At 62.1% G+C, this 25,458-nt stretch carries 27 protein-coding genes and 4 tRNA genes; 2 read left to right on the forward strand and 29 right to left on the reverse strand.

The genetic code is table 11. From position 1 onward, the window contains the following. Positions 1 to 48 precede the first annotated feature (48 nt). From QMA15_RS10235 to QMA15_RS10355, 25 genes are all read right to left on the reverse strand, one after another. Entirely contained in the window at positions 49 to 912 is an 864-nt protein-coding gene (locus QMA15_RS10235) for a hypothetical protein (RefSeq protein WP_134999281.1), read from the reverse strand. Positions 913 to 957: 45 nt separating this feature from the next. Next, complete coding sequence (locus QMA15_RS10240; RefSeq protein ID WP_019744307.1) at positions 958 to 1,686, reverse strand: hypothetical protein; 729 nt, start codon at positions 1,684 to 1,686, stop codon at positions 958 to 960. A 99-nt stretch (positions 1,687 to 1,785) separates the two neighbouring features. Continuing rightward, the gene (locus QMA15_RS10245; protein WP_019744308.1) at positions 1,786 to 3,033 is read right to left on the reverse strand and encodes an MCE family protein; all 1,248 of its coding nucleotides are present in this window, start codon (positions 3,031 to 3,033) and stop codon (positions 1,786 to 1,788) included. Beyond that, complete coding sequence (locus tag QMA15_RS10250; protein WP_290284295.1) at positions 3,030 to 4,307, reverse strand: MCE family protein; 1,278 nt, start codon at positions 4,305 to 4,307, stop codon at positions 3,030 to 3,032. Before QMA15_RS10250 ends, QMA15_RS10245 begins: the two co-directional genes overlap by 4 nt. Beyond that, a complete protein-coding gene (locus QMA15_RS10255) occupies positions 4,304 to 5,557 on the reverse strand; it encodes an MCE family protein (protein ID WP_003941941.1) in 1,254 nt (417 codons plus the stop codon). The genes QMA15_RS10250 and QMA15_RS10255 overlap by 4 nt, the downstream gene beginning before the upstream one ends. Then, on the reverse strand, positions 5,557 to 6,552 hold the full coding sequence (locus tag QMA15_RS10260) for an MCE family protein (protein ID WP_003942053.1): 996 nt from the start codon (positions 6,550 to 6,552) through the stop codon (positions 5,557 to 5,559). Before QMA15_RS10260 ends, QMA15_RS10255 begins: the two co-directional genes overlap by 1 nt. Beyond that, positions 6,549 to 7,628: an MlaD family protein gene (locus QMA15_RS10265; protein WP_019744310.1), complete on the reverse strand. Its 1,080-nt coding sequence runs from the start codon at positions 7,626 to 7,628 to the stop codon at positions 6,549 to 6,551. Before QMA15_RS10265 ends, QMA15_RS10260 begins: the two co-directional genes overlap by 4 nt. Then, positions 7,625 to 8,986, reverse strand: a complete 1,362-nt coding sequence (locus QMA15_RS10270; protein WP_019744311.1) for an MCE family protein — start codon at positions 8,984 to 8,986, stop codon at positions 7,625 to 7,627. Before QMA15_RS10270 ends, QMA15_RS10265 begins: the two co-directional genes overlap by 4 nt. Then, positions 8,983 to 9,843 carry an ABC transporter permease gene (locus tag QMA15_RS10275; RefSeq protein ID WP_003941894.1) on the reverse strand — a complete coding sequence of 287 codons (861 nt, stop codon included), beginning with the start codon at positions 9,841 to 9,843 and terminating at the stop codon, positions 8,983 to 8,985. Before QMA15_RS10275 ends, QMA15_RS10270 begins: the two co-directional genes overlap by 4 nt. Before the next feature lie 5 nt (positions 9,844 to 9,848). Continuing rightward, the gene (locus QMA15_RS10280) at positions 9,849 to 10,643 is read right to left on the reverse strand and encodes an ABC transporter permease (RefSeq protein WP_003942038.1); all 795 of its coding nucleotides are present in this window, start codon (positions 10,641 to 10,643) and stop codon (positions 9,849 to 9,851) included. A 9-nt stretch (positions 10,644 to 10,652) separates the two neighbouring features. Continuing rightward, positions 10,653 to 11,774, reverse strand: coding sequence for an ABC transporter ATP-binding protein (locus tag QMA15_RS10285; protein WP_024487305.1), 1,122 nt, complete (start codon positions 11,772 to 11,774; stop codon positions 10,653 to 10,655). Positions 11,775 to 12,033: 259 nt separating this feature from the next. Then, complete coding sequence (rplL, locus tag QMA15_RS10290; RefSeq protein ID WP_003941857.1) at positions 12,034 to 12,420, reverse strand: 50S ribosomal protein L7/L12; 387 nt, start codon at positions 12,418 to 12,420, stop codon at positions 12,034 to 12,036. 78 nt (positions 12,421 to 12,498) lie between these two features. Next, positions 12,499 to 13,083 (reverse strand): 50S ribosomal protein L10, encoded by a 585-nt coding sequence (rplJ, locus tag QMA15_RS10295; protein ID WP_003942074.1) that lies wholly within the window; start codon positions 13,081 to 13,083, stop codon positions 12,499 to 12,501. Positions 13,084 to 13,552: 469 nt separating this feature from the next. Then, on the reverse strand, positions 13,553 to 14,245 hold the full coding sequence (locus tag QMA15_RS10300) for a hypothetical protein (RefSeq protein WP_019744313.1): 693 nt from the start codon (positions 14,243 to 14,245) through the stop codon (positions 13,553 to 13,555). A 152-nt stretch (positions 14,246 to 14,397) separates the two neighbouring features. Further along, on the reverse strand, positions 14,398 to 15,117 hold the full coding sequence (gene rplA, locus QMA15_RS10305) for a 50S ribosomal protein L1 (protein WP_003941982.1): 720 nt from the start codon (positions 15,115 to 15,117) through the stop codon (positions 14,398 to 14,400). Between the two features lie 109 nt (positions 15,118 to 15,226). After that, positions 15,227 to 15,661, reverse strand: coding sequence for a 50S ribosomal protein L11 (gene rplK, locus QMA15_RS10310; RefSeq protein WP_003941896.1), 435 nt, complete (start codon positions 15,659 to 15,661; stop codon positions 15,227 to 15,229). Between the two features lie 66 nt (positions 15,662 to 15,727). Then, positions 15,728 to 16,564 carry a transcription termination/antitermination protein NusG gene (gene nusG, locus QMA15_RS10315; protein WP_003942049.1) on the reverse strand — a complete coding sequence of 279 codons (837 nt, stop codon included), beginning with the start codon at positions 16,562 to 16,564 and terminating at the stop codon, positions 15,728 to 15,730. An 84-nt stretch (positions 16,565 to 16,648) separates the two neighbouring features. Then, positions 16,649 to 17,152 (reverse strand): preprotein translocase subunit SecE, encoded by a 504-nt coding sequence (gene secE / locus QMA15_RS10320; RefSeq protein ID WP_020968963.1) that lies wholly within the window; start codon positions 17,150 to 17,152, stop codon positions 16,649 to 16,651. 31 nt (positions 17,153 to 17,183) lie between these two features. Further along, a tRNA-Trp gene (locus QMA15_RS10325) sits at positions 17,184 to 17,256 on the reverse strand. A 173-nt stretch (positions 17,257 to 17,429) separates the two neighbouring features. Beyond that, positions 17,430 to 17,855, reverse strand: coding sequence for a (3R)-hydroxyacyl-ACP dehydratase subunit HadB (gene hadB / locus QMA15_RS10330; RefSeq protein WP_003941909.1), 426 nt, complete (start codon positions 17,853 to 17,855; stop codon positions 17,430 to 17,432). Continuing rightward, a complete protein-coding gene (gene hadA / locus QMA15_RS10335; RefSeq protein WP_019744315.1) occupies positions 17,842 to 18,396 on the reverse strand; it encodes a (3R)-hydroxyacyl-ACP dehydratase subunit HadA in 555 nt (184 codons plus the stop codon). The genes hadB and hadA overlap by 14 nt, the downstream gene beginning before the upstream one ends. Before the next feature lie 86 nt (positions 18,397 to 18,482). Continuing rightward, positions 18,483 to 18,650 (reverse strand): 50S ribosomal protein L33, encoded by a 168-nt coding sequence (gene rpmG / locus QMA15_RS10340; protein ID WP_003941903.1) that lies wholly within the window; start codon positions 18,648 to 18,650, stop codon positions 18,483 to 18,485. Positions 18,651 to 18,711: 61 nt separating this feature from the next. Next, positions 18,712 to 18,784: transfer RNA gene (locus QMA15_RS10345), tRNA-Met, on the reverse strand. Positions 18,785 to 18,829: 45 nt separating this feature from the next. After that, positions 18,830 to 18,902, reverse strand: a tRNA-Thr gene (locus QMA15_RS10350). A 311-nt stretch (positions 18,903 to 19,213) separates the two neighbouring features. Then, a tRNA-Tyr gene (locus tag QMA15_RS10355) sits at positions 19,214 to 19,296 on the reverse strand. A 224-nt stretch (positions 19,297 to 19,520) separates the two neighbouring features. Here QMA15_RS10355 and QMA15_RS10360 point away from each other — a divergent pair. After that, the gene (locus QMA15_RS10360; protein WP_003941854.1) at positions 19,521 to 20,012 is read left to right on the forward strand and encodes a YajQ family cyclic di-GMP-binding protein; all 492 of its coding nucleotides are present in this window, start codon (positions 19,521 to 19,523) and stop codon (positions 20,010 to 20,012) included. Between the two features lie 70 nt (positions 20,013 to 20,082). On the opposite strand, the gene htpX is transcribed toward QMA15_RS10360, so the two are convergent. Further along, positions 20,083 to 20,946, reverse strand: a complete 864-nt coding sequence (gene htpX, locus QMA15_RS10365) for a zinc metalloprotease HtpX (RefSeq protein ID WP_007728460.1) — start codon at positions 20,944 to 20,946, stop codon at positions 20,083 to 20,085. A 135-nt stretch (positions 20,947 to 21,081) separates the two neighbouring features. Continuing rightward, positions 21,082 to 22,131 (reverse strand): polyprenyl synthetase family protein, encoded by a 1,050-nt coding sequence (locus QMA15_RS10370; protein ID WP_020906817.1) that lies wholly within the window; start codon positions 22,129 to 22,131, stop codon positions 21,082 to 21,084. 98 nt (positions 22,132 to 22,229) lie between these two features. On the opposite strand from QMA15_RS10370, the gene QMA15_RS10375 reads away from it, so the two are divergent. Further along, the gene (locus QMA15_RS10375) at positions 22,230 to 23,498 is read left to right on the forward strand and encodes a geranylgeranyl reductase family protein (RefSeq protein ID WP_046378225.1); all 1,269 of its coding nucleotides are present in this window, start codon (positions 22,230 to 22,232) and stop codon (positions 23,496 to 23,498) included. A gap of 56 nt (positions 23,499 to 23,554) precedes the next feature. Here QMA15_RS10375 and QMA15_RS10380 read toward each other — a convergent pair whose 3' ends face one another. Together QMA15_RS10380 and QMA15_RS10385 are read right to left on the reverse strand one after the other, a co-directional pair. Then, positions 23,555 to 24,253 carry a demethylmenaquinone methyltransferase gene (locus QMA15_RS10380; protein WP_279164385.1) on the reverse strand — a complete coding sequence of 233 codons (699 nt, stop codon included), beginning with the start codon at positions 24,251 to 24,253 and terminating at the stop codon, positions 23,555 to 23,557. A 37-nt stretch (positions 24,254 to 24,290) separates the two neighbouring features. Beyond that, positions 24,291 to 25,436: a glycosyltransferase family 1 protein gene (locus QMA15_RS10385; protein WP_029536746.1), complete on the reverse strand. Its 1,146-nt coding sequence runs from the start codon at positions 25,434 to 25,436 to the stop codon at positions 24,291 to 24,293. Positions 25,437 to 25,458 lie beyond the last annotated feature (22 nt).

Here is a 25,458-nt window from a genome sequence, read left to right on the forward strand (position 1 = left end):
CAGATCTTCGCGCTGGTACGCAGGTGCTACTGGTCGCGAATCTCCGAGCTACTGGTCGCGAATCTCCGAGATCAGCCAGTTTCCGTCCTGCTTCTCCAGACTCACGATGACCATTCCGGAGCGAGAGTCTGCCGCCACGCCGTTCTGCGTCGAGCTGACGTTCAGTTGGGCGAGCAACTGCGCCCGGTCCTTCTCGAGTCGTGTGATCCCGATCAGCGGGACATCAGCGGTCGTTGCCGTCTGAGTTTGTTCGACGCCGGCCTTCTGCGTGTCCTTGTACTGGGTCAGCTGATCGCGCATCGACTGGTTCAGGCCCTGGACACCCTTGTCGAAATCGGCGTCGAACGTGTCGGGCGAGAACGTGAAGACTGCAGCCAACGCCGACGGCGTCACACGAAGAACCTCAGCCGTGGCGCCTTCGTCCACCCAGGCGATGTCGTCCGTCTTCGCGCCGACTTTGAAGAAGGCGATGCCGGCGAGGATCGCGACGATGACCGCTGCGGCCCCCAGGATCGCGACCAGGCGCCAACCGGCCTTGGATTGTGTAGGTGTTGTCGCCGACTCCCCCGCGCCCGTCTCCGGGGTAGCAGGGGCCTTGGGCTCGTCTGCGACGGTTTGCGCCGGTTTGGTCAGATCGGGGCCTGGTGTAGATTCCGGAGCGTCGGTTTCCGTCTTCGGCGGCTCGATGTCGCCGGACTCGGCCTTCGTGAGCGTCGGCTTCGCAACCTCTGGCTTCACAGCCTCCGGCTTCACAGCCTCCTGTGTCTCTTCTTCCGGCTGTTCGATCGTGGGCTCGACCGGGTCCGAGTCGGACGTCCCCGCGGGGACGTTGAGCGAACGAGCGCTTCCAGCGATCTTCGGCCGACGGTTCTGAGGGGAGGACGGTCCGCCGGTACGACGTTTGGGTGGCATTACGCGCTTCTCCTTCGAGGGATGTCGGTGTGCAGGTTCGACGAACTACTGGCCACCGGAATCACCACCCTCGGTTGTCGGTGCAGGAGCACCGGATGCCGGTGCTTCGGTCCCCGAACCGGGTGCGGGCGTTGCGTCAGGAGCAGGCGTGGAGCCGTCGGCAGCCGGCAGAGTGCCCGAGCCGAGATCGAGCCGCGATCCGATCGGATCAGCGGACTGCGCCTTCCAGACCCCGTCGACCTCGACCATGCCCAGCCGCATGCCGAGCTGATTCTTGACGAACTGGTTGCCCTGGGTCGTGGTGACTCGAACGACGACCAGTGCCGTGGCGGTCCGGTCATCGGTATTGAGCTCGGTCAGCGCGGACTGCACAACTTCGGTGTCAGCCTTCGAACCCGAGTTACGCAACTCGTCGGTGATGGAATCCTGAACGGTCTGCAGATACGTCGTCATCTCGTCACCGGTCACCGAAGAACGCATGTTCTCGATCGACTGGTCGAGATTCGCCGAATCCGCGTTGTTGAGGTTGATCGCGACTTGCTGCGCACCGATCAGCGCGTCGTCACGCATCTCGGCTGTGGTGCGGTCGGTGGTGAGCGCCCGAACGTACGGGACGCCGAACACACCGAGCGCAACCACTGCCGCCAGAAGCAAGACACCGACCGCAATCAGAGACGCTGTCAGCCCCTTCGGTCTACCGGTTGTCGGCGCTCCCGATTCGACTTGCTCGGGCCCGCCGGACTGCGGGGAACTGTTTCTCTGAATCACACTCACTACCCTACTTACCTGTTTTGCCCAGCCTCTGGCCGCGAATCGTCAACTGCCACAACTCAGTAGCCTGAACTGCACAAACTCGACCACATTCGGATCGGTCTACTTCGGTGTCACTCCGAGCAACGGCGCCAACTGCGTCGCGATCGGGTTGAGGTTCAACTTGTCCGGATCGACCTTCGGCTTGAAGTCCCAAGGCTGGATCGTGTCGGGATCGGCGTACACCACGCGGTTGGCACTGCGGACGCCCGTCTCGCTGCCCAGCGGCGTCTCACACGACGCCGCGGTGTTGAGCGGGAAATCCTGCTGGGTGTCGTCGAAGTTGGGATTCTGACGCTTCATCTCGTCCAGGATCGCCATGGTGCCTTCGTAACCCACCGTGCACGAGAGCGGATTGTTGGTCTCGAGCACCAAGCCCTGATGGACCGTTCCGTCGCCGGGAGCAACCGTCGGTGCGGCAGCGGCCAGGCCGGGAAGGAAGATCAGGAACGGCTGCAGCGCGATCGTTCGGGGTGCAAGCGTCTTGGTGGTCGCGGCAAGATTGGTCAGGTCAGTCGTCAGGCTCGGGCCCGCCTCGTTGATGAGGGCACCGATCTGATCGCTGGCCGGGATGCCGTTGTCGATCAAGCGACGGATGTCCGGATCGCTGGTCCTCAACTGCGCCGTGACAGCATCGAGATCGGTACTGAACTGCTTGATCGCGGAGGACTGATCCGACTGCGTCGTCAGTACCGTCTCACTGTTCCGAATCAGCGCGAGCGTCTGAGGCAGAGTGTCGAGCCCGGACTGCGAGAGACCGGACAGCGAATCGGCCAGGACCTGAATGTCCTCGCCCTTGCCGTTGAATGCGGCACCGAGTTCGACGGCGACGGTGTGGAGCGCGTCGACCGGCACGGACTTGACCAAGCCGTTGGCACTGGTCAGCACATCCTCGATCGGGATCGGAGTTGTGGTGTCCCCCACCGCGATCACCGAGCCGTCCGCGAGGAACGGTCCCTGATCGGTATCGGGCTGAAGGTCGACGTACTGCTCACCGATGGCGGAGCGGTTGGCCACGACTGCACGGGCCGACGCTGGAATCTCCGGAGCACTGTTGTCGATCTTCAGGTCGACCTGAATTCCGTCCTCGGTCAACGACATGTCGCCCACTCGACCGACCGGCACACCGCGATACGTCACTTCGGCGTTGGTGAAAATTCCACCGGACGTGGCCAATTCGGTCTTGACCGTGTACTGACCGAACCCCATGAGGTTGTCCAGACGCACGTACTTGGCGCCGACGTAGATGAGACCCAGAAGCGCGACCACCACGAAGCCGACGAGCTGCCATCTGACCAGAGCTGATCTCACTGTCCATCACCACCGATTCCGAACTGTTCCAGCATTCCCTGGATGGGGTTGAGTGGGTCCGCTGCCGGAGCCGGTGTTGCCGGGTCACCGGCCGTGGTGGCGGGTAGACCGGCGACGACGGGGATCTGCGGCAGGATCGGAGCGATCGGCAGCAGCGACACCGTCGGCCAACCCGGCCGCGGTCCGTTTCCGTTGTAGTACGGGTTGGACGGATCTACCACCGGCTTGGGATTGCCGAACTTCGGCTGACGGTATTCCGGTTCACCCTGTCCGACACCGAGACCCGAGAGAGTGTTGCCGATCTGCAAGTCGACGCTCAGGAAGAGGTTCACGGAACCACCCTGCGCAATCTTCTCGACACCGTCCGGGAACGGGAACGTCGGAAGGAAAGGAAGTGCCCCGACGAAGTCGTCACCGGAGTCTGCGAGCGCCTGCAGCGTTGGACGCAGAGCCTGAAGATCAGCGATCAGATCGTCCTTGGACTGCGTGAGGACGTCGGTTCCCACTGTTCCGAGTCGATCCACCTGAGCAAGCATCTGCGTCAGCTGCGGGCGCTGCTCGTTGAGAACCTGTGTCGCAACGGGGAGTTCCTCGAGAATCTTCCCGATCTTCTCGTTCTGATCGTTGACGCGGGTCGAGAGCACATCCAGGCCGTCGAGCGCACGGGTGATGTCGTCACGCTGTTCGTTGAGTCCACCGATGAGTGTGTTCGCCTGCTCCAGAAGACTTCTCGTCTTGCCCTCGCGACCGTCGAATGCGGCCCCGAGTTCTTCGACGATGGGTTGCAACTGGCCCACACCGCCGCCGTTGAGCAGCAGCGACAATGCGCCGAGAACCTGCTCGATCTCCGTGGCGTGGCGAGTGCGATCGAGCGGAATCAGGTCTCCGTCGGCCAGCTTCGCAGAGTCCGGTCCGGACGGCGGGGCCGACAACTGGATGAACTTCTCGCCGAGCAGGTTGGTCTGCTCGACCGCGGCAATTGCGTTGGCGGGTAGATCAACGGACGAGTCGAGGATGATGCCGACATCCGCGGTCCATCCGTCCGGTCCGACCGACACGTCGTCGACTCGACCGACCGGAACACCGTCGACCTTCACAGCGGACTGCGGAACAAGGTCCAAGACATCGTCGAACTGAATGGTCAAGTGCATCGGATCGGAACCCACATCGGGACCGCCGGGAAGCGGAACCGCGTAGATTCCCTCGGACGAGCAGGCTGTTGCCGAGATCAGGACGGCGCACAAGCAGGCGCCGACTATCAATGAACGCTTCACTCGCCCTCCCCGTTTCCACTGGTCAGTCGCGGTGACACGACGCCGGGCACAGTGCCCGGAACTACCTGCATCTGTCGTTCGGAACCGGCAAGGATGCCGAAGGGAAGATTCAGGCCTGCAGCCTGATTGGCTGCGTCGGTCATCGCCGCGACGTTTGCGCACTGGTCGATAGCCGGTTGCATCTGCCTTCCCAATGCCTCGAACCGAGGATCACCGGGCAACAGCTTGCCGAGGTCCATCAACTTGCAGAGCACGCCGGCCGGGTTCTGAAGATCAGGGAACGCCAGACGTGAAGCCAGCACACCTGATTCGGCGTCGTACGAGTTGACCAGGTTGGAGATCGCCAACGGAAGCATGGTGAGCGTGTTGGCCAGGGCTTCCTTGTTGTTCGCCAATGTCTGTGTCGGTTCGACGAGACCCTCGGTTGTCTGGACCAGTTGATCACGGTTGTCTGCCACGAACTTCGCGACGTCGCCGAGAGCAATCGAGAGCTGGTTCAGAGCGGCACCGAGATCGTCGCGCTCACCTGCCAAGAATCCGGTCAGGTCCGACAACTGAGTGTTGAACTGGCGCACCTGCTGATCGTTGGCCGCGAGAGCGCCCACGAAAGTATCCAGGTTCTTGATGGTGAGCGAGATGTTGTCACGCGAATCATTGAGCGTCCGTGCGGCATCCGAGAGGTTGGTGATGCTGTCTCCCAACGCTTCACCGTTGCCCTCGAGGTTGGCCGCACCCGTCTCGACGAAATCGGACAGTGCTCCGTTCTTGTTGGCACCTTCAGGGCCGAGCGCCGACGCGAGTTCGTCGATGCTGGAGTACAACTGGTCGACCTCGACCGGCGTCGCCGTCTTCTCGATCGGAATGACTGCACCGCTGGCCATCTTGTCGCCGCCGGTGAAGACCGGTGTCAGCTGGATGTAGCGGTCGGCAACCACCGAAGGCGTGATCTGAGCGGCACTGGCGCCGGCGGGGATGTCGATCCCACGATCGACGCGCAACTCGACCTTGACCTGATCTCCCTGAGGTTCGACGGATTCGACGGTGCCGACCTTGACACCGAGAACACGAACGTCGGAACCGTCGTAGATACCCACCGACTTGTCGAAGTAGGCGGTGATCTTGGTGGTACCGGCGCGAGTGAACACCCACCACAGCGCGCCACCGATTACGAGTAACCCGATCAGAACAGCGGCGATGATCGCGACCGAGCGCTTCTTGGAGCCGCTTCCGGCTTCGGCAGTATCAGCCATCAGTTGCCTCCCAACGTACGAACGGGGTCACGGTAGCCCGGAATATCCGGCAGACCCGGCGGAAGGAGGTTCACGACGACCTGGTCGAACCAACGGCCGTTGCCGACCACGTTGGCGTACAAGCGAATGAAGGGTTCGTAGAGCTTCAGTGCCTTGTCCAAGTTCTCGTTGTTGGCCTTCAAGATGTCGATGACGCCGTTGAGCTGCGTCAGCGCCGGCCCGATTGCCGCCTCGTTGTCACGAACGAGACCGGTGAGCTGCTGAGAGACGCGCTGAGTTCCGGTGAGCAGCTGCGAAATCGCTTGCTGGCGATTGTTGAGCTCCTGCACCAGAAGTCCGCCGTCACGGATCAGCTGGGTGAATTCCTTGTTGCGATCCGCAAGAATCTGCGACGTCTTCCCGGTGGCGGCGAAGAGCTTCTGCAGGTCCTGATCGCGGCTCGCGATCGTCTGCGACAGCCGGCTGACACCGTCGAGCGAAGCGCGGACATCGCCAGGTGTCTCGGAGAATGCCTGGGACAACGTCTCCATGCTCTTCGCCAACTGGTCGGTGTCGATGTCGCCGACGGTGTCCGCCGCTGCCGAGAAGGCCTGAACGACGTCGTACGGAGAGGTGGTGCGCTCGAGCGGAATCCGGTCCTTGGGATCGAGGTTGTCGGTTCCGCGCGGATCGAGTGCGAGGTACTTCTGTCCCAGAATCGTCTTGATCTGAATGGACGCAGAGGTTTGATCTCCCACCCACGCGTCACTGACCTTGAAGTCGACGAGAACACGGTCACCGTCGAGATCGACGGAAGTGACCTTGCCGACCTTCACGCCGGCGATACGAACCTCGTTGCCAGGCTTGAGACCCGCAGCTTCGGAGAACTCGGCGGAGTAGGACGAGCCTGCTCCCACGAACGGAAGCGAATCGAGGAAGAACGCGGACAAAGTGGCCAACAGCACCACGAAGATACCGATGGCTCCGGCCATTGCCGGACTGCGACGTTTACTCATCGACCTTGCAACTCCCTCATACCGTCTTGAGTGCATCGCGTGGCCGCGTTGGTGTAAATCGGCTGATTGACCGTCGGCAGGCCGGTGGGCAGATTCAGCGACGCAGACTGTCCGGGACCGGCAACGATGTCGATTCCGCACAGGTAGAACTGGAACCAGGAACCGTAACTCGCTACGCGAGCGAGCTTGTCGAGCTTGACCGGCAAGGTCTCGAGCACCGCGTTCACGTCGTCACTACGACGGTTGAGCGTGGTCGCCAGCGTGTTGAGCGCCGTGATCGAGCCCTGAATCGACGGCCGCGTCGGCTCGAGCAGATCTGCCGTGGCATCGGTCAACCCGGCGAGTGAGGTGACGGCCGAACCGACGACACCGCGCTCGTTGGCCAACCCGGTGACGAGTTGCTGGGTGTTGACGATCAGCGAATCGAGGTTCTTGTCGTTCGCGTTGACTGTGTCGAGAACGTCGTTGAGGTTCTTGATCACCGCCCCGATGACGGCGTCCTTGTCCGCGACGGTGTTGGTCAAACTCGCTGTATTGCGGACGAGTTCGCTGATGGTGCCGGACTCCCCCTGGAAGACCTGGATGATCTGGTAGGACAGCTTGTTGACGTCGTCAGCGCTCAGGGTGGTGAACAGCGGCTTGAAGCCGTTGAACAGGGTCGTGAGATTTACTGCCGGGCGAGTCTGCGCCAACGGCAGGGTGTCGCCGCCGGTGATCTTCTGCCCCTGGCTGCCTTCACCTTGCGAGAGCGAAATGTATCGCTGCCCGACCAGGTTGCGGAACCGGATCGTGGCGATGGAACTGGCAGGCAACCAATCACGGTCGGACACCGAGAACTGCACCTCGGCCTGGTTGTCGTTGACGATCGCGATCTTCTCGACCTGTCCGACACGAACACCGGCGATGCGCACCTCGTCGCCCTCGTTCAGCGAAGTGACGTCGGAGAACACTGCGTTGAACTTGGTGCCTCCGCCGCCGCCGAGGTTGGCGATGCTGGCGGCCAGCAATCCTGTTGCCAGGACGGTGACCACCACGAAGATGATGAGCTTTGTCAGTGGAGCTGCGAGTCCTCTCATTGGACGCTCACCTCCGCACCGGAAAATGCCGGAGCACTGACCATCGTGGTCCACGCCGGAACATCGTCCGGCGCAACACCGTTGGCCTGTCCGTAGATCACCTTCAACGTATCCTCTTCGAGTTTCGAGCCCGCGTAGCCGGCCTGCTGAGCAGGACCGCTGTTGTTGGTCGAGAACAACTGAGGTCCGGAGCCCTCGGGTGCAGGCAGGAATTCCATGGTGGCGGGACCGGGATTGCGGGAAGGAACCTGGTAGGAACCGTCACCGTACGAACCACCGGGGTACTGCGGGAACGGACGACCTGGCTCGGTGACGTTGTCGTAGCAAACCGGGCCGCGGTTGTCGACGAGCCGTGGCTCGTCCTGGTTGGGCAGGTAGCGACCCTTGGGGTTCACGATCTGAATACTCGCACGCACACCAGGATTGGGCGCGTCGGTGGACAGGATCTTGGCAGCTTCCGGGGCGGTGTCCGAGAAGCCCTTGAACGTGCACCCGAACGTCGGTGAGTACTGAGCCAGAAGCTGGAGAGCTTCCTTCGAATCCGCAGCGAGCGTGATGATCGAGGACGAGTTCGCTTCGAGGAAGGCTGCGGTGTCCGACGATGTCACGGTGAGCGACGCCAGCAGAGTCCGCAACTGGTCCTGCTTCTGAACCACCGTGTTACCCGTGGTCCGCAGATTGTCGAGAGCGTTGATCAGATCGGGCGCAGCGTCCGAGTACGTCTGGGAGAAGTCCGCGAACTTGCGCAGATCCTCTTGCACCGCGGGCAGCTCGGTGTTGACGCCGCGGAAGATCTCCTCGAGACGATCGACCGTCAGACCGAGCTCAGCGCCGCGTCCCGTCAGACCCTGCGCGAGAGAACCGAGAGTGTTCGCCAGATCCTGCGGCGGAATCGCCTGCAGAAGTGGGAGCAGTCCGTCCAGAACGTCGCCGACCTCGACAGCGTTTCCGCTCTTGTCCTGCTGGATCACCGTTCCCGCGGAAATCGGAGCAGCGGTGGTTCCCTCCGGAATGATCAGGGAGACGTATCGCTCACCGAAAAGCGTCTTCGGGAGCAGACGTGCCGTCACGTTCGACGGAATCAGATCAGCCTTGTCCGGTTCGATCGCGAGGACCGAGGTGACCTGGCCGTCTTTTGTCGACGCGGATCGCACCTCGCCGACCAGCAGACCACGAACCTTGACGTCCGCGTTGGGTGGCAATGCATTTCCGACGGTATCGGTGACGAGGTCGATCTTCACGACGTCCTTGAACGTCTTGTTGAAGGTTCCGATGGTGAAGGCCAGGAACAGTGCCAGCACCACGAAGAACACGAGTCCGAGCACACGGCGGCGCAGGACTGACGGAGCCTCGATCATCCGGCCACCCTCACTGTCGTCGTGGTGCCCCAGATTGCGAGGCTGAGGAAGAAGTCGAGAACGGCGATCGTGACGATTGCGGCACGAACAGCGCGGCCGACGGCCACGCCGACGCCTGCGGGACCACCCGAGGCATGGAACCCGTAGTAGCAGTGGATCAGAATCAGCACGAAGGCGAAGACCAGGACTTTCGCAAACGAATACAGCACGTCCTGCGGTGGCAGGAACAGATTGAAGTAGTGGTCGTACGAGCCCGTCGACTGCCCGTTGAACACGGTACTGATCACTCGCGACGCGAGGTACGCCGCAAGCAGACCCACGATGTACAGCGGGATGACGGCGACGAAGCCGGCGATCATGCGGGTCGTGACCAGGAACGGCACTGACGGAACTGCCATGACCTCCAGTGCGTCGATCTCTTCGGAGATTCGCATGGCACCGAGTTGAGCGGTGAAACCACAACCCACCGTGGCCGAGAGCGCAAGAGCCGCAACGATCGGAGCGATCTCACGGGTGTTGACGTATGCGGACAGGAAGCCGGTCAGGACCGAGCTACCCAACTGCTCCAGAGCGGCGAAGCCCTGGAGTCCGACGACGACACCGGTGAATCCCGACATCATCGCGATGACACCGATCGTTCCGCCGATGACTGCGAGCGCGCCGCTACCGAAGGTCACTTCGGCGAGCAGCCGAAGCGTCTCCTTCCGGTACCGATGCAGGGTGCGCGGGGTCCATGCGATGGCGCGCGCGTAGAACGACATCTGCTCGCCCGCGCGGTCCAACGCGTTCACTGGAATTCTGGCAACTTTGCGGCTCTTCAGCAGGAACTGATCGCCGCGGCCTCGTGCGATGGTCATTTAGGTCAAGATCCCTTCGCCGGCACGATCTGGAGGTACACCATCGTCAGAATCAGATTGGCGAAGAACAACAGCAGGAACGTGATGACGACGGCCTGGTTCACCGCCTCACCGACGCCCTTCGGGCCACCGGATGGGTGGAGTCCCTTGTACGCGGAGATCACACCGGCGATGACACCGAACACCGCGGCTTTGATCTCACCGCTCCAAATGTCCGGTAGCTGCGCAAAAGCTGAGAACGACGAGATGTAGGCACCGGGGTTACCGCCCTGCAGGATCACGTTGAAGAAGTAACCACCCGCGATACCGACTACGGACACCAGTCCGTTGAGCAGCACAGCGATCAGCACCATCGCGAGTACACGCGGAACCACCAGGCGCTGAATCGGATTGATTCCGAGGACTTCCATCGCGTCGATCTCTTCGCGAATGGTTCGAGAACCGAGGTCGGCCGTCACGGCCGATCCGGCCGCACCGGCGACCAACAATGCTGTCACCAGAGGGCTACCCTGCTGGATCACCGCCAGGACGCTGGCAGCGCCGGTGAACGATTCTGCACCCAACTGCTTGATCAGCGAACCGGTCTGCAGTGAGACGACGGCGCCGAAAGGAATGGCTACCAATGCCGTCGGCAAAATTGTCACGCTGGCGATGAACCAGGCCTGCTCGATGAACTCACGGAACTGAAATGGACGCCGGAACGTATTCCTGACGACGTCGACAAACAGTTCGACGATGTTTCCGGCCTGAGTTAATGCTCCGTTGACCGGACTCAGAACCGAGTTGCGGGTAACCCCCATCCGATATGCCTACCCTTGCCCGTGTGTCGTGTTTCCGTAGGGATCGCCCTCGTATGCAGGAATGACCTGCGTGTCTTGCGAGTTGTCGTTCCACTCCCCCTGATAGCCGCTCGCGTCGGCGTACTGGGGAGCGTACTGCCCAGTTCCGTCAACCTCGTCGAGGCTGTCCTGAATTGCCGCCTGAGCGTTAGCTGGGAGGGTGTGCATGATCTGGCGGACGCGCTCCTGGCGACGACGAACAGCCTGACGCTCCGGGTTTCCGGGGGTGGCCTTCATCTGCGGCACGATGCCCTCGACGTCGTCGACACCACCGGCGTGGTGACCGGCGTCGACGAGCGCCTGCTCGTGCGCCATCTGAGCCTCGTCCTTTTCCTCCGACATACCGATCGGACCGATCATCGTTCCATTGAGGAACTGCTTGACGACGGGCTCGTCAGAGGTGAGCAGCACCTCACGAGGACCGAACATCACCAACTGACGACGGAAGAGCATGCCGATGTTGTCCGGCACCGTGCGTGCGAGGTTGATGTTGTGCGAGACGATCAGAATCGTCGCGTCCGACTGGGCGTTGATGTCGATCAGCGTCTGGCTGATGTACGTCGTACGCACCGGATCCAGACCGGAGTCAGGCTCGTCGACGAGGATGATCTCGGGATCGAGAACGAGTGCACGCGCAAGACCGGCACGCTTGCGCATACCGCCGGAGATCTCACCGGGAAGCTTGTCCTCGGCGCCGACCAGACCCGTGAGATCGAGCTTCTCCATCACGATCTTGCGGATATCGGATTCCGACTTCTTGGTGTGCTCACGAAGCGGGAATGCGATGTTGTCGTACAAGTTCATCGAGCCGAACAGTGCGCCGTCCTGGAACAGAACGCCGAACAGCTTGCGGATCTCGTAGAGCTCCTTGGAGGAGCACTGCAGGATGTCCGTGCCGTCGATGACAATGGAGCCTTGTTCAGGGCGGAGCAGTCCGATCAGGGACTTCAGGAACACCGACTTACCGGTACCCGAAGGCCCGAGCAGTGCGCTGACCTCACCCGCGGGAAGTGTCAACGACACGTCCTGCCAAATCCTCTGCGACCCGAAAGACTTTGTCAGTCCTTGTACCGCTACCTCGACTCCCACCATTACCTCCGCGACGTCCGTTGCATGCATGCACCCGTGTGGGTTGGGTCACTCTATCGCATGGGAGTGGTACCCGTGACTGCGAATACTACTAACGAGTAGGGAAGAAGCACAATTCAGGTCACAGCCTAGTTCGGGCACCCCTCCCACCTGCATGGATTCCGACATATCACCCGCGAAAAAAGTTCAAAAAAAGAGGGCCACTCCCCGTGGGGAGTGGCCCTCTTCGTTACTACTCGCGAAGAGCAGCGGGAAAACCGTCTTACTTGATGACGATCTTTGCGCCGGCAGCTTCGAGCTTTTCCTTGGCAGCCTCTGCGGCGTCCTTGGCAACCTTCTCGAGGATGGCCTTCGGAGCGCTCTCGACGAGGTCCTTGGCTTCCTTCAGGCCGAGGCCGGAAACGACCTCACGGACGACCTTGATGACCTGGATCTTCTTGTCGCCAGCCGACTCGAGGACGACGTCGAACTCGTCCTGCTCTTCAGCAGCTTCTGCGCCGGCAGCCGGTGCGCCTGCAGCCGCGACGGCGACGGGAGCAGCAGCGGTGACCTCGAAGGTCTCCTCGAATGCCTTAACGAACTCCGAGAGCTCGAGGAGGGTGAGCTCCTTGAACTGGTCCAACAACTCTTCGGTGCTGAGCTTCGCCATTGTGGCGGTCCTTCCTGTAAGTCCCATGTCGCTGATCCGCGACCGGGCGGGGTTATAGCAGTGATGCGCGGGTGCGGATCAGCTTTCGGCTTCGGCCTCGGCCGGAGCCTCGGTGGCAGCCTCTGCGGGGGCCTCTGCGGCTCCGCCTTCTGCGGCCTTCTTCTCCTGCAGGGCAGCGGCCAAACGGGCCATCTGCGAAGCGGGAGCATTGAACAGGCCTGCGGCCTTTGCCAAGTTGCCCTTCATCGCGCCGGCAAGCTTTGCCAACAGGATTTCGCGGGATTCGAGATCCGCGATCTTGTTGACCTCTTCCACGGACAGCGCAGCGCCGTCCATGTAGCCGCCCTTGATGATGAGCGCCTTGTTGTCCTTAGCGAAGTTCTTCAGAGCCTTCGCAGCGTCGACCGGTTCGCCCTTGATGAATGCAATGGCGGTCGGACCAACGAACAGGTCATCAAGGCCCTCGATGCCAGCCTCTGCGGCGGCACGCTTGACCAGGGTGTTCTTGGCGACGGAGTAGGTGGCACCTTCTCCGAGAGCGCGTCGCAGTGTCGTGATGTTGCCAACCGAAAGGCCACGGTATTCCGTGACCACAGCGGCGGTCGAACCCTTGAACTGCTCGGTGATTTCCGCAACTGCGGAAACCTTCTCAGGCTTTGCCATACTTCGCCTCCTCTCGTGACAGTCGTTGTCCCACTCAGGAACCGCTGCACCTCATCGGGTGAACCCGAGAAGACACAGTCCGCGACATGCAAAACGCCCCGGCGCAAGCGCACGGGGCGTACAGAGGAAACATGAAGAAGAGGCTTACGAATCAGCGTAACGATGCAACGCAAAGCAGTGCATAACCAGGCAAACTGTAGAACCACTACATCAAGCTATCCCCCTACCTCGTTCACCTACGTGGGCCGCCGGGCACTCCCGGACTTTCAACCACACTCATTACTGAGTGCAATCACCAACGGTCTTGGGTAGAACATGATTTTGGGGTGAAGTTCATATCCAGCACTGAACTCCGCGTCGAAGACTACCTGACTACTCGCTGCATAACCAAATCGGCCTCGTCACGCAGCTGGTTTCTTCAAGCACCCGGTTTCTTCAAGCACCCGGTTTCTTCAAGCACCCGGTTTCTTCAAGCACCGATGGCCCTGGCGATCTTGTGTTCGATCTCTGCCCGAGCTCGGTCCGGCAGCACCAGCAGCCCGTCGAGTTCTTTGTGAGCCTTCCGATACGCACTCTGACGTTCCTGTGGCGTCGCGCCATCGTCCATGGCCAGGCGCAGCAGACGTTGCGCCCGTACCAGGCGCTCTTGTTCGTCGAGGGTGAATCCGCTCCGTCGGCGACGCTTCGCCTCCGCTTCCGCGATCTCGAAGGCGATCGAGTAAGCGTGCACCGCCTCGCGGTACTCGGTTTGTGCCTGCTGGTTACCGATCATCGTCTCCGGATTGCCTGGACGGAGCAGATCGGCACGATATTTGGCTCGATGAAAATCGGCCGTCAAAGGCTCACGCATGTCCGTCATCATCGGAGTGTCGAGCAGTGTGACCGGATCGAGCTCGTACGAGAACCATCGGGCGTCGACCGCATCGTGCTGCTCGATGGCCTTGGCCAGCTCTCGGCGCTGTGTTTCTTCGTCGGCGTGATGTTGTGCGTTGGCCTGCGCGATGGCGACCTTGGTCTCCTGCTTGAGCCGGAAGCGCTCTTGCCGGCGCTCGATCCGCCTTTCGTTGGCAACCGCGACACCTTTCAGCGCCCCACCGATGGTGCCGCCGAAAACGAAGATCAGCCACCAAAAGTTTCCGAGGAACTGGAACGCTTCGTGCATACCCCGATGATGCCACCGTTAGATCGATACCACCGTTGGATCGATACCCCCGTTGGACCGATACCACCGGCAGGGATCACCCTCTCCCGAAACAGACAAGAAGGCCGGCAGGGAGTGATCCCTGCCGGCCTTCTTGTTCGTATGCGGACTGCTTACGCGTCTGCAGCATCCTCGAGGAGGTTGCGAGTACGGTTCGGATCCACCGGGATGCCCGGACCGGTGGTGGTCGAGACCGTGATCTTCTTCACGTAGCGACCCTTGGCCGACGAGGGCTTCGCACGCAGGATCTCGTCCAGGGCTGCGCCGTAGTTCTCCACCAGCTTCTCATCGTCGAACGATGCCTTGCCGATGACGAAGTGCAGGTTGGCCTGCTTGTCGACGCGGAAGTTGATCTTTCCGCCCTTGATGTCGTTGACAGCCTTGGTGACATCCGCCGTGACGGTGCCCGTCTTCGGGTTCGGCATCAGGCCACGCGGTCCGAGGACACGGGCGATGCGGCCGACCTTGGCCATCTGATCAGGAGTCGCGATTGCGGCGTCGAAATCGACCCATCCACCCTGGATGCGCTCGATCAGGTCTTCTGCACCGACTACGTCAGCGCCTGCAGCCTCGGCCTCTGCTGCCTTCTCGCCAACAGCGAACACGATGACGCGAGCGGTCTTACCGGTGCCGTGGGGCAGGTTGACCGTTCCGCGGACCATCTGGTCAGCCTTACGGGGGTCGACGCCCAGACGAACTGCAACCTCAACGGTTGCATCCATCTTGGTGGACGACGTCTCCTTGGCGAGCTTTGCAGCCTGAAGCGGGCTGTAGAGCTTGTCTGCGTCGATCTTCTCAGCGGCGGCGAGGTACGCCTTGCTGCGCTTTGCCATTTGTTCTGTCCTTACTTATCACTGCAGCGAATTACCTGTGCAGTGGTGAATGGTTCAGTTGTGGTCGGGGCCTGGCCGGCCCTCCCACGTAGTGCTGTGGAGCGGACTATTAGCCCTGGACCGTGATGCCCATGGAACGAGCGGTGCCGGCGATGATCTTCGCGGCCTGCTCGATGTCATTGGCATTGAGGTCTTCAGCCTTGGTCTTCGCGATTTCGCGCACCTGATCCATGGTCACCGAGGCAACCTTGGTCTTGTGCGGTTCGCCGGAGCCCTTGGCGACGCCGGCTGCCTTGAGGAGCAGCTTGGCGGCGGGAGGGGTCTTCAGCTTGAAATCGAAGGTCCGGTCTTCGTAGACCGAGATCTCGACCGGCACAACGTTGCCGCGCTGGGACTCAGTCGCCGCGTTGTAGGCCTTGCAGAACTCCATGATGTTCACGCCGTGCTGACCGAGCGCGGGACCCACGGGAGGTGCAGGGTTAGCCTGACCTGCCTGGATCTGCAGCTTGATGAGCCCGGCGAGCTTCTTCTTCTTTGGGGGCATCTCTAGTTCCTAGTTTCTAGCTTGGGTGTGTGTCTTGCGTCGAACAAATTGCAAGTTTTGGGGTGGTCAGATCTTCGCGACCTGGTTGAAGTTGAGCTCAACCGGGGTTTCACGACCGAAGATCGACACGAGAACCTTGAGCTTCTGCTGCTCGCCGTTGACCTCGCTGATGCTGGCCGGAAGGGTTGCGAACGGGCCGTCCATGACGGTGACCGACTCGCCGACCTCGAAGTCGACCTCGATGAGGGGCTTGCCGAAGGACTCGGACGGTGCCTCGCCTGCTGCGACGGCGGCCGCTGCAGCCTGCTGCTTCTTCTGCTCCTGCTGCGGGAGCAGGAACTTGACGACCTCGTTGAGGGTCAGCGGCGAGGGACGCGACGTGGCACCGACAAAACCGGTGACGCCAGGCGTGTTGCGCACTGCGCCCCACGACTCGTCGTTGAGCTCCATGCGAACGAGGATGTATCCGGGCAGAACCTTGCGATTGACCTGCTTGCGCTGGCCGTTCTTGATCTCGGTGACCTCTTCGGTGGGAACTTCCACCTGGAAGATGTAGTCACCGACGTCGAGGTTCTGAACGCGAGTCTCGAGGTTGGTCTTGACCTTGTTCTCGTAACCGGCGTACGAGTGGATGACGTACCAGTCACCCGGGGCGCGACGCAGCGCAGCCTTGAGTTCGGCAACGGGATCCTCGACCTCGAGCTCGGCGGCGGGAGCGGCCTCGTCGGAGTTCTCGGCATCGTCGGAGATGACGTCCTCGGTCGCTGCAGCGTCTGCATCAGTGCCTTCGGCAACGTCTGCATCGGTGCCTTCGGCAACCACGACGTCTACTTCGGCTGCCGCCTCGGCAGAAACACGCTCTTCGGCCAAAGCCTCATTCGTGTCGTTCTCGGGGGTGCTCACTGGGGCACTCGCTTCCTCTCGTTACTCGGACCCGGGTCGGGTCTTGTCGCGCTCGCAGGCAAAGACGCCCGACTGCTACGGCGATCAGCCGAACAGCCAGGTGACACCCTTGATCACAGCGATATCGACGCCGCTGATGAAAGCGACCATGAAGACCACGAACGTCAGCACGACGCTGGTGTAGGTGATCATCTGCTTGCGGTTCGGCCAGATGACCTTACGGAGTTCTGCGATGACCTCGCGGAAGAATTTGCGCAGGCGCTTGAAGATGTTGTCCTTCTTCGCCTTGGGCTTCTTGCCGGGGTTCGTTGCAGTCGGCTTGGCCGAAGATGTCCGGGATGCCGTCCGGGCCGGAGTCTTCACGGTGGACGCGCTGACCGAGGCGCCGCGTGCAGCGCGCTTGCCGGTCGGCTTGTTGGAAACCCCACTGGATGCGGAGGGAGCCTTCTCGGCACCGTCCTTGTCCAACGACAGATCGGAACGCGTAGTCGCGTCAGCTGCAGTGTCGTCGACACCGGTCGAATCGGCAGACGTTGAAGTCTCCGCATCCGAAGTGTCGGCGTCGCGCTTGGCGCGCTCCTCGCTCACGTCGTTCCTCTCAGTCGCTGGCATCCGGGGGCAGGGGCGACAGGACTTGAACCTGCAACCTGCGGTTTTGGAGACCGCTGCTCTGCCAGTTGAGCTACGCCCCTTTGGTTGACATCGACAGGTGAACCCTGCCTGAATCAACCGTTCTGCGATCACACAACATACGCGCTACCCGAGGTGAATGTCTTGCAACATTCAGGGCAGCGCGCAGCGCTGAGGAATCCCAGAAATCTCAGTGTACTTCAAAGCCCCGGAACAAACACAATCCGCCCTGCGATCAGGCTAGACGGACCGTGGCGGTGGCACGACCGAAGATCTTCTTACCTTCGGACTTGGCCACGATTGCCAGTACTGCGGTCTTGCTTTCTTCGTCGATCGACTTCACCTTGGCGGTGAACTCGATCTCGGCAGCCTTGTCGGCTGCCACGATCACCGGGCTCGTGAACCGTACGTTGTACTCGGTCACTGCACCCGGATCTCCCAGCCATTCGGTGACGTAACCGGCACCGATGCCCATGGAGAGCATGCCGTGCGCGACGACGTCCGGCAAGCCGGCAAGTCGTGCGACCTCGTCACTGAAGTGAATCGGATTGGGATCTCCCGAAACACCCGCGTAGTTGGCGAGGTTTCCACGCGTCAGGGTGACGGACTTCTCGGGGAGAAGTTCGCCGACACTCACGTCGGAAAATTTACGAAGCGACATGCATCATCACGTCCTTGACTGCGTGGGCGATGTTCTCGTCCACTTCCCCACCCGTTCGAGCAACAAGCGTTGTCCACGTGGTGACAACTGCTTCGTCGTTCTGATCGGTGATGATGTTCTTGGTCACGATGATGTCGCTACCTGCGGCCTGCCTGAACGAATCCAGGAAAACATCGCAGAAGAGTCGGTCACCGACCTGCATGGGCTTGTGCAGCACCAGTCGCTGATCGGTCTGAAGAATCTGACTCAAGTCGTAGCCTGTGACGATCTCTTCGAACAGACGTCGCTGAGCAATGGCACCCACGATGGCGACGAACGTAATGGGAGCAATCAGGCCGTCGTATCCGAGGCCTTTGGCTGCCGATTCGTCGTAGTGCGCAGGATGCGCGTCCTGGACGGCGCGAGCGAACTCGCGCACCTTCTCGCGTCCGACCTCGTAGAAGTCTTCGACACGATAGTGGTGACCGACCATCTGGACGGCATGAGCGGCCGGGTCCGTAGGGACCTCGGCCGCTGCCTGGTTCTCTTGCAAATCTGTCACGCGGTGAGACTCTCTTCTAGCTAGGACCCGAAGACGCAGGCCCAGAGAGGGTCTTCCGCGAAAATCGTCGTCCTGTTAAGGACTTACTACTTCGACTCGCGATGCGACTGGTGAGTTCCGCAGTTGGGGCAGAACTTCTTGAGCTCCAGGCGATCGGGGTCGTTGCGCCGATTCTTCTTGGTGATGTAGTTGCGGTGCTTGCATACCTCGCAGGCCAAGGTGATCTTGGGCCGAACGTCGGTCGAGGAGGCCACGGGATGCCTTCTTTCGGGTGTATCTGATTACGAGCAATCAGGGTGGATCATGCATATTGTGTAGCGGTGACCGGACTTGAACCGGCGACGCAACGATTATGAGTCGTTTGCTCTACCAACTGAGCTACACCGCCTCGGTGTCGAGTGTCGCGCGGAAAGCACGGCACCACAATCCAGCGAGCCCCCTAACGGAATCGAACCGTTGACCTTTTCCTTACCATGGAAACGCTCTACCGACTGAGCTAAGGGGGCGTGGCTCAGGAGTGCGTTGCCGCTCTCTTGAAGCCTCCGAAAGATTACACACGAACGAGCGCCAGCACCAAATCCGCTGGTCATCGGGGCAAAAATGGTGCCGGAGCCCATTGTTGCACCGATCGGGGCCGCTGGCGAGGGCTTTGCGGGAACCAACTTGTCCCCGCACTCCCCCGAAGGCATCCCCAGAAGCACTCCCGAGGCCCCTGAGCCGCAGCCGACGCCGGCGTCACCAACGCCCACCCGACCTCGAAGCAAGCACAAAAAAGTCAGCCCCGACTCTCGTAAAGAGAATCGGGGCTGACTTGGTGTGGCAGATGTAGGATTCGAACCTACGTAGGCATAAGCCGACGGATTTACAGTCCGCTCCCATTGGCCGCTCGGGCAATCTGCCGTGCTTGCACCAGGCTTCGATCCGGCGCATTCGCAAGTATATCGCGACGTGCGGCGGCCGAAAACGGCTTCCTCGGTGCGGTGAGAAGAATACAACGAACACACCCCCATTTTGCAAACCGGGTGGTAACGGGCGGTGCCGACCCGATAACGTCGAGGTGTCCACCGGTATGGAAGGTGGGCAGAACTCGATGTTCGTGAACTACCGGAAAGCGGGAGTGTGAAGTGGCTGATTCGTCCTTCGACGTGGTGAGCAAGGTTGACCGTCAAGAGGTGGACAACGCCCTGCATCAGGCTGCCAAGGAGTTGACCACGCGTTTCGACTTCCGAAACACGGGAGCGTCGATCGAGTGGTCTGGTGAAGAGACGATCACGTTGAACGCCGACACCGAGGAGCGACTGCTGGCCGCCCTCGACGTGTTCAAGGAGAAGTTGATCCGTCGTGACATCTCGCTGAAGGCATTCGATGCCGGCGAGCCGGCGCAGTCCGGAAAGATCTACAAGCTGTCCGGAACCTTGGTCCAGGGCATCAGCAGCGAGAACGCGAAGAAGATCACCAAGAAGATTCGCGACGAGGGCCCCAAGGGCGTCAAGGCGCAGATCCAGGGTGAGGAACTTCGTGTGAGCAGCAAGAAGCGCGACGACCTCCAGGGCGTCATCTCCCTGCTCAAGGGTGAGGACTTCGGGATCGCCCTGCAGTTCGTGAACTACCGGTAGTAGGGGCTGCGCCCCTGTGCGCGGTTAAGGAGTCCTGGGACTACCTAACCGCGCACAGGGGCCGAAGGCCCTACATCCCGGCCATCTTCTCCAAACGCTCGATACGATCCGCCATGGGCGGATGCGTCGAGAACAGCTTGCTCACCTTGTCCCCCGCTCTGAAGGGGTTGGCAATCATCAGGTGTGACTGCGCCGCGAGCTTGGGCTCAGGCGGCAACGGCGCGGCTGCCACGCCCGACTCGAGCTTGCGCAGCGCCGACGCCAACGCCAATGGGTCACCGGTGAGCTCGGCTCCCGATTGATCAGCCTGATACTCGCGAGAGCGCGAGACGGCCAGCTTGACCACGGTTGCCGCGATCGGTCCCAGTAGGGAGACGAGCAGCAAGGCGATCGGATTACTTCCCTGCCCGTTCCCTCGGCCACCGAAGATGCTCGCGTACATCGCGAAGTTGGCCAGGCCCGAGATGACGCTGGCCATCGCGCCGGCCACGGACGAGATCAAAATGTCCCGGTTGTAGACGTGAGAGAGTTCGTGCCCGAGTACGGCGCGCAGTTCGCGTTCGTTCAGGATCTGCATGATGCCGCTGGTCACGCACACCGCGGCGTGCCGAGGGCTACGACCGGTGGCAAACGCGTTCGGGGCGTTCGTGGGGCTGACGTACAGCCTGGGCATCGGTTGGTGCGCCGTCGTGGCGAGTTCGCGCACGATCCGGTAGATCGCCGGTGCCTCGACCTCGGTGATGGGCTGGGCGCGCATCGATCGAAGCGCCAGCTTGTCGCTGTTGAAGTACACGTAGGCATTCATGCCGACGGCAAACAGAACGGATCCCCACAGAAGGAACGGGCTGTTGAACAGCGAACCGATGAAGACGATCAGCGCTGACATCCCCACCAACAACCCGAATGTCTTCGCACCGTTCGCGTAGCCGTGCAAACTGCTCACCTCTTGCCTCGCTGGAGCCGAAGGCTCACCCGAACTCCCGGCGTATGCACCGGTTCTGTTCAGTCAACGAAGGACAGGGTCATCAGGGTTCCCACCCAGGGTCGTCAGGGTTTCACCCCAGGTGTGTCAGCCGACTCGTTCGATCGTGTAGTCCACGAGGCGCACGAGCGCTTCATTCGCCGGTCCCTGCGGGAGCTCGGCCAACTGGGCCTTTGCCGAGACTGCGTACTCGCCCAGCTTTGCCTTCGCCTTGACCATGCCCGGCGAACGCTCGAGGAGTTCGAGAGCTTCTTCTACCAGTGCGTCTTCGGTGACCGGGCCCGCGAGCAGCTCCCGCAGGCGATCTGCGTCGGCTCCTTCTTCGCGGAACGCGTACAGGACGGGCAGGGTATGGACACCCTCGCGCAGGTCGGTGCCCGGAGTCTTGCCGGACTGCGCCGATACGGAGGAGATGTCGATGATGTCGTCGGAGATCTGGAACGCGGTGCCGACGGCGTCACCCAGGCGCTCGAGGCGCTCGATGTGAGCTGCGTCGGCGCCGGAGAAGGTGCCGCCGAATCGTCCGGATGCAGCGATGAGCGAACCGGTCTTCTCCCACACGACCTTGAGGTAATGCTCGACCGGATCCTGTTCCTTCTTGACGCCGATCGTCTCGCGCATCTGGCCGGTGACCAGCTCGGCGAAGGTTTCGGCGATGATCCGAACGGCTTCAGGTCCGAGCGTCGATACCAGGCGTGATGCGTGCGCGAACAGATAGTCGCCGGCCAGGATCGCCACGCTGTTTCCCCAGCGGGCGTTGGCGCTGGGTGCTCCGCGCCGCATGGACGCCTCGTCCATGACGTCGTCGTGATAGAGCGTCGCCAGGTGAACGAGTTCGGTGACAGTCGCTGCGGTGATGATCGACGGATCGTTCGGCACCGGTCCGAGTTGCGCGGTCAGGATCGTGAACAACGGACGGAAGCGCTTTCCCCCGGCTCGCGCGAGATGCAGCGCGGCCTCGGTGAGGAAGTCTTCGCCGTCGGACAGCTCGCTGACCAACAACTCCTCGACATCGGAGAGTCCACCACGCACTACTGCGGCGAGCTGTTCGTCGCCCAGGTCGATGCCTGCAACGACGGTGCTCGATGCGGTTGCGTCGGCAGCAGTCTTTTCGGTGCTCACGATGTCAGTACCCATTCCTGTCGTCAGTGACGGCTCGGTTCCCACGGTAGTGAACCTAGCGGTTCGCACTCGGGACGGCCTCGCCACGGTGGCGATCGCGAGCCTGGGAAGATGTGAGTGTGTCCGTAGAAGAGCAGTCCCCCGTCGTCGATTCGCTTCCGACCGAAACCGACATTGTGGTCATCGGCGCAGGTCCCGCGGGTTCTTCGGCCGCGGCATGGGCCGCCCGCAGCGGCCGAGACGTCGTGCTGGTGGACGCTGCCGTGTTCCCGCGAGACAAGACTTGTGGTGATGGACTCACTCCGCGCGCCGTGGCCGAACTGGATCTCCTCGGCCTCGGCGAGTGGGTTCGGTCACATACGACGAACAAGGGCCTGCGGTTGTCCGGCTTCGGCCAAGAACTCGAACTCGAGTGGCCAGGGACGTCGTTCCCGCCGATCGGCAGTGCGATCCCCCGGACCGAACTCGACGACGCCATTCGCCGGTGCGCCGTCGAATCCGGCGCGGTCATGGTCGAGGGCACCAAGGCCGTCGACGTCGAACTCGACGGTGATCGAGTAGCCGCCGTCGTACTCGCCGGCCCCTCGGGACGCAGCACTCTTCGTTGCCGGACGCTGATCATCGCCGACGGCGTTCGCTCGACGCTCGGCAAGAAGCTGGGACGGCAGTGGCACCGGGACACCGCGTACGGCGTCGCGGCACGCGCTTACGTCGCGACGCCGCGCAGCGCCGACCCGTGGATCACCTCGCATCTGGAACTGCGGGACGCCGAGGGCACGTTGCAGGCGGGGTACGGCTGGATCTTCCCGCTCGGCACCGGCGAGGTGAACATCGGCGTCGGGACACTGGCGACGTCCAAGCGCCCGGCGCCGGGTGCTCTGCGTCCCTTGCTCGACTTGTACACCGACCAGCGCCGAACCGAGTGGCAGTGGAGCAGCGAAATTCATTCCGTCGCTTCGGCTTTGCTACCCATGGGCGGCGCCGTCTCCAACATCGCCGGACGCAACTGGGCCGTGATCGGCGACGCCGCAGCGTGCGTGAACCCGCTCAACGGTGAGGGCATCGACTACGGCCTCGAAGGCGGACGTCTGGTGGTCGAACAGCTCGGCGCCGACGACCTCACGGAGCTGTGGCCGACCGTGCTTCGGGAGCATTACGGGCAGGCGTTCTCGGTCGCGCGCCGACTCGCAGGCCTGCTGACGGTTCCGCAATTCCTGCCCGCCTCGGGCCCGATTGCGATGCGCTCACGGGCACTGATGACGGTCGCCGTTCGGGTGATGGGGAACCTCGTCACCGACGCCGACGCCGATCTGACGGCGAAGGCATGGCGTGCGTCGGGGGCCGCGTCGAGAAAGATCGACTCCCGACCGCTGTTCGGCTGAGCAAGTGCTGTGCGCCTTTATTAACCGCCCGCGGTTAATAAAGGCGCACAGCAGGGTCAGGCAGTGGCGTAATGCAGCGCCACGATGCCGCCGGTGAGGTTGCGCCACTTGACGTTCTTCCACCCGGCAGCCTCGATCTTCCGTGCCAGCTCTTCCTGGGTCGGCCAGGCACGGATCGATTCGGCGAGGTAGACGTAGGCGTCGGGGTTGCTGCTGACGGTGCGTGCGACCTGCGGGAGCGCCCTCATGAGGTACTCCATGTAGACCGTGCGGAAGGGCCCGAAAACGGGCGTCGAGAACTCGCTGACGACGAGACGTCCGCCCGGCTTGGTGACGCGGGCGATCTCGCGCAGTCCGGCTTCGAAGTCGGAGACGTTGCGCAGGCCGAAGGAAATCGTCGCGGCATCGAACACGTTGTCGGCATAGGGCAGGTACATCGCGTCACCTGCGACCATCGGAACTTTGCGCGAGATTCCGGCCTTGAGCATTCCCTTGGAGAAATCGGTGGCGACGCACCAGGCACCGGAGCGCCCCAGTTCGACGGTCGAGACTCCGGTGCCGGCGGCGAGGTCGAGTACCTTCTCGCCCGGCTTGAGGTCGAGGGCTTCGCGGGTGGCCTTGCGCCAACCCTTGTCCTGGCCGAAGGACAGCACGGTGTTGGTGAGGTCGTATCGCTCCGCGACGTCGTCGAACATCGACGCGACTTCGTGCGGTTGCTTCTCGAGAGTTGCTCGGGTTCCGTGTGTAGTGGCCACACCCGAAACGCTACCAACCCTCGGGCAGCGAGGGCGTTCAGGCTGCTCTGGCACCCGTTCGCCGCCCGAGGCCCTGCACGTCCTCGTAGTGACGGAGCAACTCTTCGCAGATTGCCGGCCAGGTCCGGTGCAGCACCGAGCGCCTCGCCGCGGAGCCGAACTGCACCCGCAGATCACGCTGACGAAGTGCGTCGACGGCGCTTGGCAGGAGTTCGGTGAACCTGTCCGTCGGCAGGAGGTAGCCGTTGCGGCAATGCGAGATCAGGTCACGTGGTCCGCCGGCGTCCGGTCCGACGACAGGTACACCGCTCGCGAGGGCTTCCTGAACCGCCTGGCAGAAAGTTTCGTGCTCGCCGGGGTGAACGAATACGTCCAGGCTCGCATAGGCGTCGGCCAGCGCGGTACCGCCGAGTTGTCCGGTGAAGATCGCATCCGGCATCAGTCGTCGTAGGTTCTCGCGATCCGGGCCGTCTCCGACGATCACGATCTGCACGCTGGGATCGGCCGCCAGCACGGCCAGTCGCTCGACATGCTTTTCGGGCGCGAGGCGACCGACGAAGCCGACCACCAACCTGTCGCTGTCGCCGATCCAGGACTGCCGCAACGCCGAGCTACGACGCGAAGGCGCGAATCGTTGTGCGTCGACGCCGCGGGCCCACCGGTGCACGCGCGGAATGCCGTGCTCTTCGAGGGCGTCGACTGCCGACGTGGAGGGTGCAAGGGTCCTGTTGCAGCTCTTGTGGATTCGACGGGTCCACGCCCACGCGGCGCGACTGGTGACGCCGAGACCGTAGCTTTCGGCAAATCCGGCGACGTCGGTCTGGTAAACCGCGACGGTGGGTATCGCGAGCCGCTTGGCGACGGCCACTCCCCCGGCGCCGAGCAGGAACGGCGACGCCAGATGGACCACGTCGGGCGCGAAGGTCCGCACGGCCGTCGTCAGACGCGGTTGTGGCAGGCCGACGGGGAGTGAACTGACTTTGGGCACCATGACGGCGGGCACCCGAACCACCTGAACACCTTCGTGTTCGGTGGCGGCAGAGGTGTCGGATCCGACAGTGTCCGGCGCAATGACCATGGCGTCGTGGCCAGTGCGATCGAGGTGTTCGAGCACGCGTAGTACCGAGTTGGTGACGCCGTTCATGTTGGGCAGGAATGACTCCGCAACGATGGCTACTCTCACACCGAGAACGGTGACAGGGCCA

Origin of the sequence: Rhodococcus sp. APC 3903 (genome assembly GCF_030407755.1) — a bacterium.
In the GTDB taxonomy this organism is placed as follows: domain Bacteria; phylum Actinomycetota; class Actinomycetes; order Mycobacteriales; family Mycobacteriaceae; genus Rhodococcus_F; species Rhodococcus_F erythropolis.